This is a genomic window from Paenibacillus sp. 1001270B_150601_E10 (assembly GCF_015558675.1).
Classification (GTDB): domain Bacteria; phylum Bacillota; class Bacilli; order Paenibacillales; family Paenibacillaceae; genus Paenibacillus_B.
This window is the reverse complement of record NZ_JADMOL010000002.1, coordinates 744,074-762,151: the sequence shown is the minus strand read 5'-3', so window position 1 is coordinate 762,151 and position 18,078 is coordinate 744,074. Positions and strand designations below refer to the sequence as shown.

The 18,078-nt window shown below is 47.4% G+C and carries 13 protein-coding genes; all 13 read right to left on the bottom strand.

Going from position 1 to position 18,078, the window contains the following annotated elements; translation table 11 throughout:
* Positions 1-189 precede the first annotated feature (189 nt).
* Positions 190-2,421: a polyribonucleotide nucleotidyltransferase gene (gene pnp, locus I2H74_RS08460; RefSeq protein WP_195573255.1), complete on the bottom strand. Its 2,232-nt coding sequence runs from the start codon at positions 2,419-2,421 to the stop codon at positions 190-192.
* Between the two features lie 238 nt (positions 2,422-2,659).
* Positions 2,660-2,929 carry a 30S ribosomal protein S15 gene (rpsO, locus tag I2H74_RS08455; RefSeq protein WP_195573253.1) on the bottom strand — a complete coding sequence of 90 codons (270 nt, stop codon included), beginning with the start codon at positions 2,927-2,929 and terminating at the stop codon, positions 2,660-2,662.
* A gap of 142 nt (positions 2,930-3,071) precedes the next feature.
* On the bottom strand, positions 3,072-4,019 hold the full coding sequence (locus tag I2H74_RS08450; RefSeq protein ID WP_195573251.1) for a bifunctional riboflavin kinase/FAD synthetase: 948 nt from the start codon (positions 4,017-4,019) through the stop codon (positions 3,072-3,074).
* A 222-nt stretch (positions 4,020-4,241) separates the two neighbouring features.
* The gene (gene truB / locus I2H74_RS08445; protein ID WP_195573249.1) at positions 4,242-5,171 is read right to left on the bottom strand and encodes a tRNA pseudouridine(55) synthase TruB; all 930 of its coding nucleotides are present in this window, start codon (positions 5,169-5,171) and stop codon (positions 4,242-4,244) included.
* Positions 5,168-6,130: a DHH family phosphoesterase gene (locus I2H74_RS08440; protein ID WP_229106516.1), complete on the bottom strand. Its 963-nt coding sequence runs from the start codon at positions 6,128-6,130 to the stop codon at positions 5,168-5,170. The genes truB and I2H74_RS08440 overlap by 4 nt, the downstream gene beginning before the upstream one ends.
* Before the next feature lie 97 nt (positions 6,131-6,227).
* Complete coding sequence (gene rbfA, locus I2H74_RS08435; protein ID WP_195573245.1) at positions 6,228-6,590, bottom strand: 30S ribosome-binding factor RbfA; 363 nt, start codon at positions 6,588-6,590, stop codon at positions 6,228-6,230.
* A gap of 30 nt (positions 6,591-6,620) precedes the next feature.
* Positions 6,621-9,236, bottom strand: coding sequence for a translation initiation factor IF-2 (gene infB, locus I2H74_RS08430; protein ID WP_195573243.1), 2,616 nt, complete (start codon positions 9,234-9,236; stop codon positions 6,621-6,623).
* The gene (locus I2H74_RS08425) at positions 9,229-9,558 is read right to left on the bottom strand and encodes a L7Ae/L30e/S12e/Gadd45 family ribosomal protein (protein ID WP_195573465.1); all 330 of its coding nucleotides are present in this window, start codon (positions 9,556-9,558) and stop codon (positions 9,229-9,231) included. Before I2H74_RS08425 ends, infB begins: the two co-directional genes overlap by 8 nt.
* Entirely contained in the window at positions 9,545-9,859 is a 315-nt protein-coding gene (gene rnpM, locus I2H74_RS08420) for an RNase P modulator RnpM (protein ID WP_195573241.1), read from the bottom strand. The genes I2H74_RS08425 and rnpM overlap by 14 nt, the downstream gene beginning before the upstream one ends.
* 69 nt (positions 9,860-9,928) lie before the next feature.
* On the bottom strand, positions 9,929-11,041 hold the full coding sequence (nusA, locus tag I2H74_RS08415) for a transcription termination factor NusA (RefSeq protein ID WP_195573239.1): 1,113 nt from the start codon (positions 11,039-11,041) through the stop codon (positions 9,929-9,931).
* A 278-nt stretch (positions 11,042-11,319) separates the two neighbouring features.
* Complete coding sequence (gene rimP / locus I2H74_RS08405) at positions 11,320-11,781, bottom strand: ribosome maturation factor RimP (protein ID WP_195573235.1); 462 nt, start codon at positions 11,779-11,781, stop codon at positions 11,320-11,322.
* A 211-nt stretch (positions 11,782-11,992) separates the two neighbouring features.
* The gene (locus I2H74_RS08400) at positions 11,993-16,309 is read right to left on the bottom strand and encodes a PolC-type DNA polymerase III (RefSeq protein WP_195573233.1); all 4,317 of its coding nucleotides are present in this window, start codon (positions 16,307-16,309) and stop codon (positions 11,993-11,995) included.
* A gap of 312 nt (positions 16,310-16,621) precedes the next feature.
* Entirely contained in the window at positions 16,622-18,070 is a 1,449-nt protein-coding gene (gene proS, locus I2H74_RS08395) for a proline--tRNA ligase (RefSeq protein WP_195573231.1), read from the bottom strand.
* Between the last annotated feature and the right edge of the window lie 8 nt (positions 18,071-18,078).

Sequence of the window (18,078 nt, the reverse complement as noted above, 5' to 3'; positions counted from 1 at the left end):
TCTTCGTAATATGCCTCTATACGCGATCATTCTGGACGAATGTCACGATAAGAGGCTCATCTTTATCTCCTAGCCAAAGGATCTCTTGAACAGAAAGATTGTTTACATTCTGCCAAAGGACGAGAACAAGTTCCAACCTCCTAATACATGCGTTCGTAATAAGAGGTTGTTATTGATATTCGTTATCCTCTAGGATTGTGTTGTACGTTGTGGTCTTGGACCGTTGTTGTTATGAGGTCTGCGTTCTCCACGATCTCCGTTACCGTTACGCTCACGACCGCCACGATCACGATCAGGGCGAGGCTTGCGAGGGCCAGTGGAAGCTTGCGTTCCTTCACTGGATGGATCAAGGATCACTTTGTGTGACAAGTTGATGCGACCTTGCTGATCGATCTCAACGACCTTCACTTCAAGCTTGTCGCCGATTTGGACAACGTCCTCAACCTTCTCTACACGCTCTGTAGACAATTGAGAGATGTGTACCAATCCTTCTTTATTAGGAAGCAGCTCAACAAATGCGCCGAACTTCTCGATGCGTTTAACCGTACCGTTAAACACTTCGCCTACTACAATCTCTCTCACGATGCCTTCGATGATCTCTCGAGCACGCTCGTTGCCTTCTTGGCTTGGTGAAGCAATGAAGATACGGCCGTCTTGCTCGATATCGATCTTAACGCCTGTTTCTTCGATAATCTTGTTGACAACTTTGCCGCCTGCACCAATAACATCACGGATCTTGTCGGGATTGATGTTCATCGTCAAGATCTTAGGCGCATATGGAGACAATGTCTCTCTTGGCTGTTGGATGATCTCCATCATCTTACCAAGGATATGCATGCGGCCTTCGTTAGCTTGAGCCAGCGCTTGAGTCAGAATGTCGCGGCTAATTCCATCAATCTTAATATCCATTTGAATGGCCGTTACACCTGCAGCTGTACCCGCAACCTTGAAGTCCATATCTCCAAGATGGTCTTCCATCCCTTGAATATCAGATAGAATGGAGAAGTGCTCGCCATCCTTGATCAAGCCCATCGCAATACCGGCTACAGGAGCTTTAATCGGCACACCTGCATCCATCATAGCAAGCGTACTTGCGCAAATACTTGCTTGAGAGGTCGAACCATTCGATTCCAATACCTCAGATACGAGGCGAATCGTGTATGGGAATTCCTCTTCAGTAGGAATGACTTTAGACAATGCACGCTCACCAAGGGCACCATGTCCAATCTCGCGGCGTCCTGGAGCACGAAGCGGACGAGCCTCGCCTACGGAGAACGGCGGGAAATTATAGTGATGCATGAAGCGTTTGGATTCTTCAAGACTAATTCCATCAAGGATCTGAACATCGCCTAGCGCACCTAGTGTACAGATGCTGAGCGCTTGTGTTTGACCACGTGTGAATAGACCAGAACCGTGCGTACGAGGCAGCAGGTTCACATCACACTCGATTGGACGAATCTCGCTAAGTTGGCGACCATCCGGACGCACCTTGTCATGAGTAATGAGACGGCGAACTTCTTCTTTCACGATATCGTAAAGCGTCTCTTTCACATCGCCAATCTTGTCTTCATCGTCTACATATACAGCTGTAAAGTGCTCAACCGTCTCTGCGTTGATCGCATCGATCGCATCTTGGCGAGCATGCTTTTCAGCGATGCGAACTGCTTCCACCAAACGCTCTCCTGCGAAGCTTCTAACAGCTTCATTGACATCAGCATCTACAGCATGGAGAACAACATCCATCTTTTCCTTGCCAACTTCATGAACAAACTTCTCGATCGTTTCGACAATCGTCTTGATCACGTCGTGACCGTACATGATCGCCTCAAGCATCGTTTCCTCTGGTACTTCATTCGCTTCAGCTTCAACCATCATAATCGCATCCTTTGTACCGGCTACGACTACATGCATATCGCTGATCTCTTCTTGCTGTACTGTTGGATTAATGATAAATTGACCATCGACGCGACCTACAATCACTCCGCCGATTGGACCGTTGAATGGCACATCGGACACTGACAATGCAGCAGATGTACCGATCATCGCTGCGATTTCCGGAGGACAATCTTGATCCACGCTCATGACAAGGTCAAGGACTTGTACATCATTACGGAAACCTTCTGGGAATAGTGGACGAATTGGACGGTCGATCAAGCGGCTTGCCAAAATAGCCTTCTCGCTTGGTCTGCCTTCTCGCTTAATAAATCCACCTGGAATCTTACCTACAGCGTATAGACGCTCTTCATAGTTGACAGTCAACGGGAAAAAGTCTAGGTCCTTCGGTTCTTTAGATGCCGTTACCGTACACAGTACGACCGTATCACCATAGCGAACCGTAACCGCTGCATTCGCTTGTTTAGCCAAACGACCATGTTCAAGCGAAAGCGGTCTACCGCCTAGATCCATCTCGATGCGATGCATGGGGAATCCCTCCTTATGTTCATGCTTCTTTTATTCTCTTCTAGCCCCATTATTTCCTTCATTGCATTGTTAAAACCGTTCTCGAACGGAACTTTAAGAAAAAAGGGACACTTCGTTCGGTTCAAACACACAAATTATGTACGCATGAGGAGAAAAACAAAGCCGGATGTATAAAAAGCAACCCAGCCGTAGACCGCATCGCAAGCGGTGCACAACCAGGTTGCCTGGGTTCGAGCTATTAACGACGCAGACCGAGTTTAGCGATCAATGCGCTATAACGACTAACATCTTTGTTCTTCAAGTAAGCCAACAACTTACGGCGTTGACCAACCATTTTCAACAAACCGCGACGGGAATGATGGTCTTTCTTGTGAGTACGCAAATGCTCCGTCAAATTCGTGATGTTTTCAGTAAGGATAGCGATTTGCACTTCCGGAGAACCCGTGTCGGAAGCGTGAGTTTTGTGTTCTTCGATAAGCTGTTGCTTACGTTCTTGAGACAATGCCATCCTGTTCACCTCCTAATATTATTCTTCTATTACGTCCATAAGCCTCGTTACCGTCGGTGAGATCGTATAACCAAGCTCAGGCGATGCCGTGTAAACACGACAACGGCACTAGTATATCATCAATGAAGAGGAAAGTAAAATACTATTTGGACAAGCTTCGCAAATAGGTCTTTGCTTCCTCTGAATCCCGATGAATCTGATCAATGAGTTCTTGAACGGAGTTGAATTTCTCTTCGCCTCGAATAAATTTCTCAAGGTAAATGGTCATCGTCTCTCCGTAGATGTCATCATGAAAATCAAATAAATGAGCTTCCACGACCGGCTCAAGAATATGACTGTGGAATGTCGGCTTCAACCCTATGCTGAGCACGCTGTCGTACGTCTCTCCTCGCACTTCTGCACGCACGGCATATACGCCAAGCTTTGGAATATAGTAAGGCTCTTCCGGCTGTACATTTGCCGTTGGATAGCCAATCGCTCTTCCCCGTTTCTCGCCATGAACAATTTCGCCGCGAAGCATATAGGGTCTACCTAGCAGCTCATTTGCGCGACTTACATCGCCGCGATCCAAGCATTCGCGAATACGTGTACTGCTTACCTTAGCCCCATCTTGATCGATTGGCTCGATGATATCAACGCTAAAGCAGTGCTTTCCTTCTTCACGAAGCATATCCGCAGTACCTGCTCCGCGATGTCCGAAGCGATAGTCAAAACCGCACACCACTCGCGTGGCATCTAGTCTGCATAAGGCATGCACGAATTCCGTCGGCGTAATTTGGGCAAACACCGTATCAAATTGTACGACGTAAAGCCGATCAACACCGAGGGCTTCCAGCTGCCGTTCTTTTTCCCCAAGTGGAGTCAAATAACGGTCATATCCTGGTCTGCCGAATACCCCCTTCGGATGCGGATGAAAAGTCATTAGGCCGACAATTAGTCCTTCTTGTCTTGCATATGCAACAGCACGCTTAATGACATGGCGATGACCTTGATGAATGCCGTCAAAGTGGCCGAGTATAAGCACTTGAGGAACTTTGCTTTGTTCCCAAGTTGCATCTTCTAACGAATGAAGCAAATGTATCGTTTGCATGGTTATCTAAACTCCTATATCCCAAGGGATTAGTATGTTCTTCCATTCACATATTCACGTGCACCGCGCTGTCATTATCCTCTGCTTCCGCATGGCGGACAATCATGGCATCAGTGTATATAAGCCAAGCATATCTAGTCCGATATCCTTCCTTATATGTTAAAAATGCGAAGATAACAGCACCTTATTCTATCTATAGGGCTGCATCTACGCATTATTGTACTACTTTGGATCCGATGAGGGCAAAAATACCTTCACAGGACGCAAAGCTCGTTCTCCATCTGGAACGTGGAATAAGCCATAGAAGAGTCCTCGTACATCATACAACCGATAGAGCTGATTCGTCAAAGGTTGACAAGAGCACGCTCGAAACGGTATTCCTCTCCCCTGCGTCGCAAAATGAGCAAATTCATCCATAATCGTTATTTTGGGCAAATAAGATATGGCTTCATCAACGGGGATCAAGATAGAGCTGACATCCCCTTCTGCTGCCTTCTCCTGAATCTGCTCCATCGTATAGCATTGATCCTTGGTGTAATGAGCAGACATCGTTCGAATCAAGGAATCCATGGTGGATGGAACTTCAAGCGAACGTCCGATATCCACGCAAAGCGTACGAATATAAGTGCCCTTTGAACATGTGACAAGAAAATGAACGGTTGGCTCACTTGTTCCCATATTCATGTCCAAGATATCAATATCGTATACCGTAACTTGGCGAGACTGACGCTTAACCGTCTTTCCTTCGCGAGCGAGCTCGTACAAGCGTTTCCCGTCCACTTTTACGGCTGAATACATCGGGGGAACTTGCTCAATCTCTCCGATAAAGGACTGAATGACTTGTCGAACATCCTCTTCTGTTATAAAAGAGGCATCCTTCCGTTCAAGCACGGTGCCACTCATATCCTCTGTATCTGTAGCAATGCCGAAGCGCAGCACGCATTCATACTGCTTAGGCAGCTCCTGCAAATATTCAACAAGACGAGTTGCTTTGCCTACGCAAAGGGGCAGAACCCCTGTAACCTGTGGATCAAGCGTCCCTGTATGGCCGATACGCCTCTCTCTGATGATCCCTCTTACTTTGGCAACGACATCGTGAGATGTCCAGCCTTCAGGCTTCCACACGGGAAGAACGCCTTGAAGTTCTGTCATAATTGTTCCTTCACCTGCTCTATAATAGCTTCAATCGCTTGCTCCAGCGGAACTGTCAATGTGCAGCCTGCTGCTCGGATATGTCCGCCTCCACCAAAGTGCTGCGCAACCTTGGCTACGTTGACCTGACTTGAGGAACGTAGGCTTACCTTTATGCGTCCGGATTCATTGACTTTGAGCAGAAATCCAACCTGAACGCCTTCAACATTGCGAGGATAATTCACGATTCCTTCTAAATCCTCATTCAATGCTCCGGTCTCCAGCATATCCTCCGGTGTCACATAGAGCCAAGCAATTTTGCGGTCATCCGTAAATTCGAGTCTCGCAAGACTTCTTTTAATCAACAGCATTTGAGCATAGCTCATCCGCTCCAACAATCGATCCGCAATCTCGTTACCTTGAACCCCGACCTGCAGCAGTTTAGATGCTGTCTCCATCACATGAGGTGTCGTATTGCTGTAGCGGAATCCACCTGTATCGGTTAATAAACCGGTATATAGGATCGTTGCCGCTTCAACGTCAAGCACGATGCCTCCATGCTCAAACAAATCAAAAAGGATCTCAGCTGTCGCAGCTGCATCCTCGCGAATCAAAGCAACTTCACCATATCGGTTATTGGTAGGATGATGGTCGATATTTAGAATCGGTACATGGGACTGAATCCAGCCTGTCACCGACCCAATCCGTTCATAATCTGCGCAATCCACACAAATGACAGCATCAAAGGATAGTGGCCCCTCATCTGGATGCTGTTCACAGATATGAATATCTGATACGCCTTCCATGAAATCAAGACGGCTTGGAACAAGGTTTTCATTCACCATGACAAAGCTTTTGTTCCACTTCCGGAGCAGCCAACCTACTGCTAAAGTTGAGCTGATCGCATCTCCATCTGGACTAACATGCGCTACAACCAGGAAGCGGTCATAGTTTTTGATAAATTGAAGGGCTTGATTCATATCTTGCCCATATGTAGAGAGAACCTGCCCCTCTCCTGATTCGAAAGAATCAAGAGAAGGTGCAGATTCATGAGCATTACTATTCGATGGGTTCGAATTAAGCATGATCATTATCCTTCCCATCATGAATATCGCTTAGCAGCTTTTCAATACGGCTGCCATAAGCAATCGACTCATCGATCTTGAAGTTAAGCTCTGGAACGTGGCGAAGTCTCATGCGCTTGCCAAGCTCAGACCGCAAGAATCCATTTGCCTTGTCTAATGCTTTAAGAGAATTTTCTTTTGCTTCCGCATCCCCGAGCACACTCAAGTATACGCGAGCAAGAGATAGATCATTGGTTACCTCAACCCCCGTTACGGTAAGAAAACCAATTCTCGGATCTTTTAATTCCATTTGAATAAGCTGACTAAGCTCCTTCTTAATCTGCTCACCCACTCGACCTGAACGAATCTTGGCCATGGAAAATCACCTCATTTTCTGTCCGGCGAATTACTTACGTTCTATAGCTTCCATGGTGAACGATTCGATAATGTCGCCTTCTTTCAAATCATTGAATTTATCCAGCATGATACCGCACTCGTAGCCTTGCGCAACTTCTTTTGCATCGTCCTTGAAGCGTTTCAAGGAATCGAGTTTGCCTTCGAAGATGACAATGCCGTCGCGAATTACGCGCGCATCCGAATTGCGTGTAATCTTGCCAGAAGTGACCATACAGCCAGCAATCGTACCCACTTTGCTGATCTTGAACGTATCACGAACTTCGGCATGACCTTGAACCACTTCTTTATACTCTGGATCAAGCATACCTTTCATCGCTTGTTCGATCTCTTCTACGATCGTGTAAATTACACGGTGCAGACGAACGTCAACTTGCTCTTGATCTGCCGTAAGCTTCGCTTGCGCATCTGGGCGAACGTTAAAGCCGATTACGATCGCATTGGACGCTGTAGCTAGGATAATATCGGATTCCGTAATCGCACCTGCGCCTGAGTGAATCACTTTTACGCGTACGCCTTCAACTTCGATCTTCTCAAGGGAACCTCTAAGAGCCTCTACGGAACCTTGAACGTCAGCCTTGATAATCACATTAAGCTCTTTGATTTCGCCCTCTTTGATGTGCTTGAACAAATCATCAAGCGTAACGCGCGCATTGGCGCCAAGCTGGCTTTGACGAAGCGTTGTAGAGCGTTTTTCGGAGATCGAACGTGCTTTACGCTCATCTTCGAATACGATAAACGGATCCCCAGCCTGAGGCACCTCAGTCAAACCTGTAATCTCTACTGGTGTAGATGGGCCTGCTTCCTTCAAGCGGCGGCCACGGTCATTTACCATCGCGCGGACACGACCGAACGATGTACCTGCAACCAATGGATCACCGACTTTTAGTGTACCCGATTGAACCAAAATACGTGCAACAGGTCCACGACCTTTATCAAGCTCTGCCTCGATTACAGTACCTCGAGCCAATTTATCTGGATTTGCTTTGAATTCTTGTACCTCTGCTACAAGCAGGATCATTTCGAGCAGATCTTCAAGTCCCATGCGCTGCTTCGCTGAAACGTTAACGAAGATCGTGTCTCCGCCCCACTCTTCAGGAACAAGCTCATAGTTCGTCAGTTCTTGCTTCACGCGATCTGGATCTGCTTCAGGTTTATCGATCTTATTGACAGCAACGATAATCGGTACGCCTGCGGCTTTCGCATGGCTGATTGCCTCAACGGTCTGCGGCATTACACCGTCATCTGCTGCAACGACGATAATGGTAATGTCCGTAACTTGAGCACCGCGAGCACGCATCAAGGTGAACGCTTCGTGGCCTGGTGTATCCAAGAATGTGATCTTCTTGTTGTTGATCTCAACTTGGTACGCACCGATATGCTGCGTGATACCGCCAGCCTCTCCGCTTGTTACGTTCGTCTTGCGGATGGAGTCAAGCAACGTTGTTTTACCATGGTCAACGTGACCCATGATCGTTACAACTGGTGGACGTTCAACCAGATTCTCTTCCACTTCTGGTTCCACTTCTTCTTCAAATGGATCTTCCTGAACAGGAAGCTTCAATTCAACCTCAACCTTGTACTCGTCAGCAATCAGCTGAATCGTATCGAGGTCAACTTCTTGGTTAATGGTAACCATAAGTCCCATCATGAAGAGCTTTTTGATCACTTCAGAAGCATCTTTATGAAGGAGCTTCGCAAGATCTCCAACCGTCATTTCACCACGAACGATGATCTTCTTCGGCGTGTTATCAATCTTTTCACGCACCTCTACTTGACGGTGGTTGTTTCTGTTGTTTCTGCCTTTGTTGCGCGGACCGCGGTTGTTGCCACGGTTGTCATCAAAGCGATTATTTGGCTTGCCAGCATTATTACGGCCACGGTTGCCGCCTTTTGCACCTGACTTGTCATTGTCGCTGTATTTGGATGGACGATCTACGCCGTTGTTCAAGCGAGCTGGCTGCTGCTTCTCCATTGCTGGGCGAGCAGCCGACTGGGAAGCTGCGCCTGCGCCGCCACGGTTGCCTTGTGAGCCGCCTTGACCATGCGGTCTGCCTTGTCCTTGACCTTGACCCTGAGGGCGTCCGCCTTGGTGCTGAGGACGGGATGGACGATCGCCGCCTTGGCGATTACCTCCACTTCCTTGGCCACCTTGACCTTGACCAGGACGGTTCTGACGGTACGGACGATCGCCACCTTGGCGGTTGCCGCCTTGGCCGCCTTGGCCGCCTTGACCGCTTTGACCACCGCGTGGTCCACCTTGGTGTCCATGCTGTCTGTCGCGTCCTTCTGGACGTGGTCCACGCTCATCTTGACGTGGTCTATGCTCCGAGCGCTCTTGGCGCTTCGGAGGCTCTGTCGATTGTTGAGTCGCTTGGCTTACTTGTGCCTGCGGTTTGGAATCGCGCTTCGTTTGCGCGTTTGCTTTAACATCTTTAAAATACTGTTCTACTTTTGCCACTGCATCGTTCTCCATTACGCTCATATGGTTGTTCACGGGATAATCTAGACGCTTCAGAATCGTTATGATTTCTTTACTGCTCATATTGTTAGACTTCGCGTACTCGTATACTCTTAATTTGTCCTTACTGTTCTCTTGTTTACTCAATATACTCCACCTCCGACATAGTCATAAGCCCGTTCTTCATTAATTGCGCAAAGCCGCTGTCTGTCACACCGACAATGACACGGTCAAGCTTGCCAAGACTTTCACCCAACTCATCTCTTGTAAACCCAATCGCGAGTGGAACACCGTAGGTCTTGCATTTATCACGGAATTTCTTCTTCGTATTCTCTGACGCATCGCTTGCAACGAACACCAACTGTGTCTGTTGACTACGGATCGCCTTCAGTACGATCTCATCTCCCGTTACAAGCTTTCCTGCACGTTGTGCGAGCCCCAATTGGGATAGCACCTTATTCGTCTTCATCATGAGCCTGCTCCTTCATCGCAAGGAACTCATCTTCAACACGAATGAAGTCTTGCGCCAACTGTTCGTATATATCGGAATGCACCGGATGCTTCAGTGCACGGTCTAGAGCCTTTGATTTATGTGCCAGCTTAAAGCAAGACAGCTTACCGCACAGATAAGCGCCTCGCCCCGACTTCTTGCCTGTCAAATCAATAAGCACTTCATCCTGAGGTGTTTTGACCACTCGAATGAGTTCTTTTTTTGGCATCATTTGTTGGCAAGCTACACATTTTCGAAGTGGTACTTTTCTTGTTCGCATTGAACCTACCCCCTTACGATTATCCTTCTATGCTGAAGAGAAAAACCGCAGCCTACGGCAGGATTCGAATCAATCCAAATACTCATCAACGGTATCAAGTTCTGGTACAGCGTCGCTAGCATCTCCTGCAGGAGCACCTACTTCGCCATCATAAGCCTGGGATTCGCTCTTAATATCGATCTTCCATCCCGTAAGCTTAGCAGCAAGACGTGCATTTTGTCCTTTAATACCGATTGCAAGCGATAATTGATAATCCGGTACGATGACACGGGCCATCTTCTCTTCTTCATGAACGTCCACTTGAACGACTTTGGACGGGCTGAGCGCATTTGCTACATACTCCTCAACGTCCTCCGACCAGCGAACGATATCAATTTTTTCCCCGCGAAGCTCATTTACGATTGTCTGAACACGAAGTCCCTTAGGACCTACGCAAGATCCAACTGGATCTACTTCTGGATTGCGGGAATACACGGCAATCTTAGAGCGTTGTCCCGCTTCGCGAGCGACAGACTTAATCTCCACGACGCCATCAAAGATCTCAGGCACTTCAAGCTCAAACAGGCGCTTCAAGAGGCCTGGATGTGTGCGGGACAAAATAATTTGAGGACCTTTAGTCGTGTTTTCCACCTTCGTAATGTATGCCTTCACACGGTCGCCGTGCTTGAATTTTTCATTCGGCATCATTTCGTTAAGAGGGAGAACCGCCTCTACTTTGCCCAAGTCAATAAAGACGTTGCGTGTATCTTGACGCTGTACAATACCCGTAACGATATCCTCCGCCTTATCAATGAACGCATCGTAGATCAATCCACGCTCTGCTTCACGGATGCGCTGAGTTACGACCTGCTTTGCCGTTTGCGCTGCAATGCGGCCAAACTCGCGAGGGGTAACTTCGATATCGCAGATATCGTTGATCATGTAGTTCGGATTGTGTTCGCGTGAAGCATGCAGCGAGATCTCATGTCTTGGATCCATCACTTCATCAACGATCGTTTTGCGGGCGAACACTTTAATTACGCCTGTAGAACGGTTAATATCGACACGCACGTTCTGTGCGGCGTTAAAATTGCGCTTATAACTGGAGATCAACGCAGCTTCGATGGCGTCGATAAGCACTTCTTTGCTGATCCCTTTTTCTCTTTCGATTTCAGACAGTGCTTCAATAAAATCAATACTCATTTTGATAAGCTCCCCCTTTCAGCCGCTTATGGCGGCTTCATTACTAGCACCTGTGCTTTTAATGAAATTGTGCTTGTATCAAGCTCGCTATAATCGCATAGCAAATGGCCCCGCTCTACGTCAAAGGCAGAAAATCCTTCGATGCTGTAGTTCTGCCTTGTTGATTCCACCTGTCGTGAAAAGTTCAAACAAGGCGAACGCCCTCGCTTCTTCAGGACTATCTGCCCTCTTCGTTCCTAAGCGAAATGAAATTCGCTCGCGATTATAGAAACAAAGCTTTAGAACAAAATCGCAAGACGAGCACTTGCTACCTTATTGAAAGGAAGAACGTGCTTCTTCTTGTTCACGGTGACCGTTAGCGTATCGCCGTCGTAAGCCTCTAGTGTACCTTCGAATTCCTTGCTGCCATCGATAGGTTCATATGTAGTGATATACACATGCTTGCCAATCGCTTTTACAAAGTCTTTTTCTTTCTTCAGTGGACGTTCAGCCCCTGGAGAGGAGACCTCAAGGAAATACGCATCGGGAATCGGATCATTCTCATCAAGCTTCTGGCTCAAATATTCGCTGACACGGCCGCAATCTTCAATATCGATTCCGCCATCCTTGTCCACAAACACACGCAAAAACCAGCTGCTGCCTTCCTTGACATACTCAATGTCTACCAATTCAAACTGCTGTTCTTCCAGATAAGGCGTGACCATCTCTTCAACAAGTGTCTTAATGTTAGCTGTTGTCAAACAGGGTACCTCCCAAAGTGCACAATTCAATTGAAATATGTTGTAATCCGTGACGATGCTGCCCCAATAAGTCGGATGCAAACATGAAAGAGTGGGTTTCCCCACTCTTTCGCAACGGATGTATCCACATGATTACCATAAAATTATAGCATAGCCAGTTGACAAATGGCAAGGGCGTCACCTTAACACTAAAACGGCGTTAGACCACGTGTTAGAAAAGAGAGAGCTGGTTCGATTCAGGCAATCCGCGGAAGCATCCCATCTGAGTAAGCAGCTCTACAATCGTTTTCGATGCTTTTGAGCGCTTTTGGAAATCTTCAATAGATAAATACTCTCCATCTTCTCTTGCAGCTGCAATATTCTTCGCCGCATTCTCCCCTATCCCCTGGACAGCGGAGAATGGCGGAATCAAGGAATCTCCATCCACAAGGAAGCTGCTTGCTTCTGAACGATACAGTTCAATCGTCTTGAAGCTGAAGCCACGCGCGGTCATTTCAAGCGCCATCTCAAGAATCGCAATCATATTCTTTTCCTTTGTCGTTGCTTGGAAGCCCTTTGCCTCAATCTCATCGATCTTCTTGCCGATAGCATCGTATCCTTGGCAGCACAACTCGATATCAAAGTCCTCTGCGCGTACGGTAAAGTAGGTTGCGTAGAACTCGATCGGATGATAAATCTTGTAATAAGCGGTGCGAACCGCAGAGATGACATAAGCAGCCGCATGGGCTTTCGGGAACATGTACTGGATCTTCAAGCAGGAATCAATATACCACTGCGGTACATTGCAGTTCTTCATCTCGTCGATCCATTCTTGGGAGAGCCCCTTCCCTTTACGAACACTTTCTGTGATCTTAAAGGCGAGTCCAGCTTCCATTCCCGCTTTGTAGATCAAATAAAGCATGATCTCGTCACGACAACCGATAACGGTTTTGATTGTACATACGCCGTTTTTAATCAAATCCTGCGCATTGCCGAGCCATACTCCAGTACCATGAGACAACCCGGAGATCTGAAGCAAGTCGGCAAAGGTCGAAGGCTGAGCTTCTACCAGCATCTGGCGAACGAAGCGGGTTCCCATCTCCGGAATGCCGTACGTTCCAACCGGTGTACGGATTTGTTCCGGCGTAACCTTAAGCGGAGTAGTGGAATTGAACAGACTCATCACATTCGGATCATTCATCGGAATCGACGTTGGGTCCACACCCGTAAGGTCCTGAAGCATCCGCATCATCGTCGGATCATCGTGGCCCAGAATATCAAGCTTCAACAGATTCGCATCGAAGGCATGGTAATCAAAGTGAGTTGTTTTCCACTCTGCAGATGTATCGTCTGCAGGATACTGCACAGGCGTTATATCTTCAACCTCGATATAATCAGGCACGACCACGATACCGCCCGGATGCTGACCTGTGCTCCGCTTGACACCCGTACAGCCAGCGGCGAGCCGATTAAGCTCTGCTCCGCGCCATTTCTTTTGGTAATCTTCCTCGTACTTTTTCGCAAAGCCAAATGCGGTCTTCTCTGCAACCGTACCGATGGTGCCTGCACGGAATACGCTTTTCTCACCGAACATGACCTTCGTAAAATTGTGAGCTTCCGGCTGGTACTCACCCGAGAAGTTCAAGTCAATATCCGGAACCTTGTCCCCTTTAAAGCCAAGGAACGTTTCAAACGGAATATCCTGGCCTTCGCCCTTCATCTTTGTGCCGCACTTAGGACAGTTCTTGTTCGGCAGGTCAAATCCACTCGGAACGCTTCCGTCTGTAAACCACTCGCTATGCCTGCATTCTTTGTTCGGACAATAGTAATGCGGAGGGAGCGGGTTAACCTCTGAGATGCCTAGGAAGGTCGCTACAACAGAAGAACCTACTGATCCCCGCGAACCAACCAAGTATCCATCGGCATTGGACTTTTTAACCAAGCGCTCCGAAATAAGATAGTTCGCAGAGAATCCGTATTTTATAATTGGCTCCAGCTCTTTTTCTAATCGCTTCACCACGATCTCTGGAATAGGATCGCCATACAACTCTCGTGCGGTATTGTAGCAGGTCTCCCTCATTTCCTCGTCGGCACCATCCATAATCGGCGTAAACAACTTGTCAGGGAACAGCACGATCTCCTCGAAGCGATCCGCAAGGTCATTTGTATTCTTCACAACCACTTCATAAGCCTTTTCCTTGCCAAGGAAGCTGAATTCCTGCAGCATCTCTGTCGTTGTTCTAAAATGTGCGTCTGGCTTCTGGATATCCTTAAGCGGACTGAAGCCGGTGATCCCATGAATCGTAATATCCCTGAACATCTTGTCCCTTGGATTCAAGTAGTGCACATTGCCTGTGGCTACTACTGGTTTACCGAACTTGTCACCTATTGCAACAATTTTCTTTAACGCATCCTCAATATCAGCTTTAGAACCAACCAATCCTTTTTCAAGGAGATGCAAGTACATCGTGATCGGTTGAATTTCTAACACATCATAGAATTCTGCGACACGCTCCGCTTCCTCAAGCGATTTGTTCAGTACCGTCTCGAACAATTCACCCTTCTCACAGCCCGACATGACCAGAAGCCCTGTGCGGTAGTCGACAAGCTTACTTCGAGGGATGGTTGCCACTCGATGGAAATGCTCTGTATGGGAAATGGAAACGAGCTTGTACAAGTTCTTCTTGCCTACAGGATCAAGCGCATAAATATTGCAGTGGAACGGTCTCGCACTAAGCAAGTTCTGACCCACATAGTCATTTAAGCGATGCAGTTCCTCAAGACCTTTGAGCTGATACGCATCGTTAAGCAAGCCGATTAGAATGCCTGCTAACGCAATCGTATCATCAATCGCACGGTGATGGCTCTCTAGGGCAACTTTATATTTAGAAGCTAGTGTATTCAGTCGATGGTTCTTCATTGTCGGGTGAAGAAGCCGCGCAAGCTCAAGCGTATCAAGCACTGGGTTGGTCATCTCTGGAAGACTAAGCAGCTTCAGATTATGCTGGATAAAGCCTACATCAAATCGCGCATTGTGAGCGACAAGCACGCTGTCTCCGGCAAATTCAACGAACTTCTTCAGCACCTCGTCCACTTCAGGCGCTCCTTGAACCATATCATCTGTAATATTCGTAAGCTGCTGAATATGGTATGGAATCCGTTCATGGGGATCCACAAAAGAGCTGTAACGATCAATTTCCTTACCGTCCTGCATCTTCACTGCTGCAAGCTCAATGATTTTGTTATTGGATACGGACAGACCCGTTGTCTCGATATCGAAAACGGTGTAGATCGATTCTTTAAGCGAACGAGAATCAGGGTTCAATACAACCGCGATATCATCATTCACCACATTTGCTTCAAGGCCGTAAATGATCTTTACCCCGTGCTTTTTGCCTGCTTTGCCTGCCTCTGGATAGCACTGAACGTTTGCGTGGTCTGTAATCGCAATCGCCTTGTGGCCCCACTTCGCTGCTTGCTTGATATATTGGTCAACGGACGTAACCGCGTCCATTGTGCTCATCGTCGTATGCAGATGAAACTCGACACGCTTCTCCTCTGCTGTATCTTGGCGTTCAGGAGGAGCGGACACTTCTTGGATATCTGAAGCGATCATGACCAACTCTGGCGTCATCATGAATCGATCGTACTCTACACGGCCGCGCGCCTTTACCCATTTACCATTGGAAATGAGATTCAGCTTCAATACATCATCCTTGTTCTTGCCGAACATCTTGATCATGATCGAGTCCGAAAAGTCTGTGACATTAAAAGTATAGAGTGTACTGCCGTTCCGGAGCTCTTTTACTTCAAGTCCGAATACCGTCCCCTGTACCGTAATGCGCTTCTCTTCTTCTTGAATATTCATGATAGGAGAAGGATCATCCTTGATCTCATACCCAAATTGGAGCTTCTCTGGCGCATTGCCGGCTTCTATGGCTGCCTGTTCAGCAGCTTCGCGCTCAGCATCTGCCATCAGCTGTGCCACTGCCAGTCTTTCTTCTTCAGCCAGCTTCTCCTGGAACGATTCGACGGCTTCATGATCCACATTGCCTACTTTCATCTGCACACGAAGTTCTCTAGAGAAGTAAGTCTGATAGAAGCGTTTCAAATATTCGTCAATCTGCTTCTTCTTAGCAAGATTCAAAGTCATCTCATCAGATAATAGCAGAGTAACAAGGTCATTTTCGACTTCAACCTTTGCTCGGTGCAGCCAACCATTAACGGAAGCGACTTCGCGCTTCACCCATTCCACGAACAAATGCCAATAGGCCTCCACAACTTCCTGGCCTGATACATGATCTTCGTAATGAAAGATGATGCGAATCTTTGCAATATGAGACAGCTTATCCTGAACCGTTAAACAGAAGGTTCTATAGGCATCAGAAGGAACGATACTTTTCTTTCCGATATGGATCGTCCATTCCCGATTCGACCTGCTTGTCTCTACCTGACGGATCCATCCATCCTGGAAATGGGTGCTGATCAACTCCGAAGGCAGCCCGACTTGTTTCATCATTAATTCAAAGCGTTGTCTTTGATCCTCCATCGTTACACCAATCCCTCCTCTAAAAGAAAATGGCTTACCGCTCGTGAGTTATCTCCATTGTCGTTGGATGATCTCTCATGCAGGAAGCCATTCCATCCATGCTTCTTACGCAACCTCTATATCATCAATACCATTTTATCGTGTTAAGCTTGCATCAGCTAGACAGAAGATTCTTTCAGCTTAAGATACTTCCTCTAATTAGGGGTTCATCATCAACCAACCGAAACAAGCACTTTAGGCTTGGTTGCGATCTTCTGTCTGCTGCTGTCTCACACGACAAATATTTGCTTTAAATCATATAGAGAACATTCCTTAATACGCGCGTGCAAATATGACTGTATGCTTCGCTTCTTCCCCACACACTAGGCACTTGCTCTTCGTTTCTTGTGGCTCAAATGGAATGTTACGGCTTGTTGCACCCGTCTCATCCTTTACATGCTTCTCGCATGCAAGCGAGCCGCACCAGCCAGCAATCGTGAAACCACGCTTTTCTTCCATCAAAGCCTTCATTTCGTCGATCGTATCGACGGAATAGAAGTGCTCTTTACGGAACTCTAGAGCACGATTATACATCTCTTGATGTACATCCTCAAGCATCTTGTTCACTTCTTCAGCAAGCTTGCTTTGCTCTACGACACGTTTTTCCCCAGTTACACGTGAAACGAGCACACATACTCCATTTTCCATATCACGAGGACCAATTTCAAGACGAACAGGCACGCCTCTCATCTCATACTCATTGAACTTCCAGCCAGGACTCATGTCGCTGCGGTCGTCCATGCGAACGCGAATACCTGCTGATTTTAGCTCTGAGAACAGCTCATCAGCACGAGCAATCACTTGATCACGCATCTTTGCTGGTCCGATCGGAATCATGATCACCTGTGTTGGAGCAACCTTCGGTGGAAGCACCAAGCCTCTATCATCACCGTGAACCATGATAAGGGATCCAATCAAGCGTGTGCTTACGCCCCAGGATGTCGTATGCACATATTCCTGCGTATTTTCACGACCCAAGAATTGAATATCGAAAGCAACGGCAAAGTTCGTGCCCAGATAATGAGAAGTACCCGCTTGTACGGCACGTCCATCCTTCATCATCGCTTCAATGGAGTACGTATCCACTGCACCTGCGAATTTCTCAGATGGTGTCTTCTGACCTACAATGACAGGAATAGCCAGATAGTTTTCTACAAAGTCACGATAGATCTCGAGCATGCGCATCGTCTCTTCACGAGCTTCCTGCTCCGTCTCGTGTGCGGTATGTCCTTCCTGCCAGAGAAATTCACTTGTACGAAGGAATGGAAGCGTACGCTTCTCCCAGCGCACAACGTTCGCCCATTGATTGATCAATACTGGAAGGTCGCGGTAGGATTGAATCCATTTGGAGTACATATGTCCGATCATCGTTTCCGACGTAGGACGGATTGCAAGCTTCTCCTCAAGCGGCTCACCGCCTGCTTCTGTTACCCAAGGAAGCTCTGGGTTAAAGCCTTCAACGTGCTCCTTTTCCTTTTGGAAAAAGCTTTCTGGGATGAACATTGGGAAGTAAGCATTGCGGTGACCCGTTTCCTTAAAACGACGGTCGAGCTCTTCCTTAATATGCTCCCAAATTTCATAGCCGTCTGGCTTGAACACGATACAGCCGCGAACCGGTGAATAATCCATTAGGTCCGCTTTCTTAATCGCATCAATATACCAGCGTGAGAAATCCTCATGCTGCGGCGTAATCTCAGTTACAAATTGTTTCTCCTTCGACATGACGAACA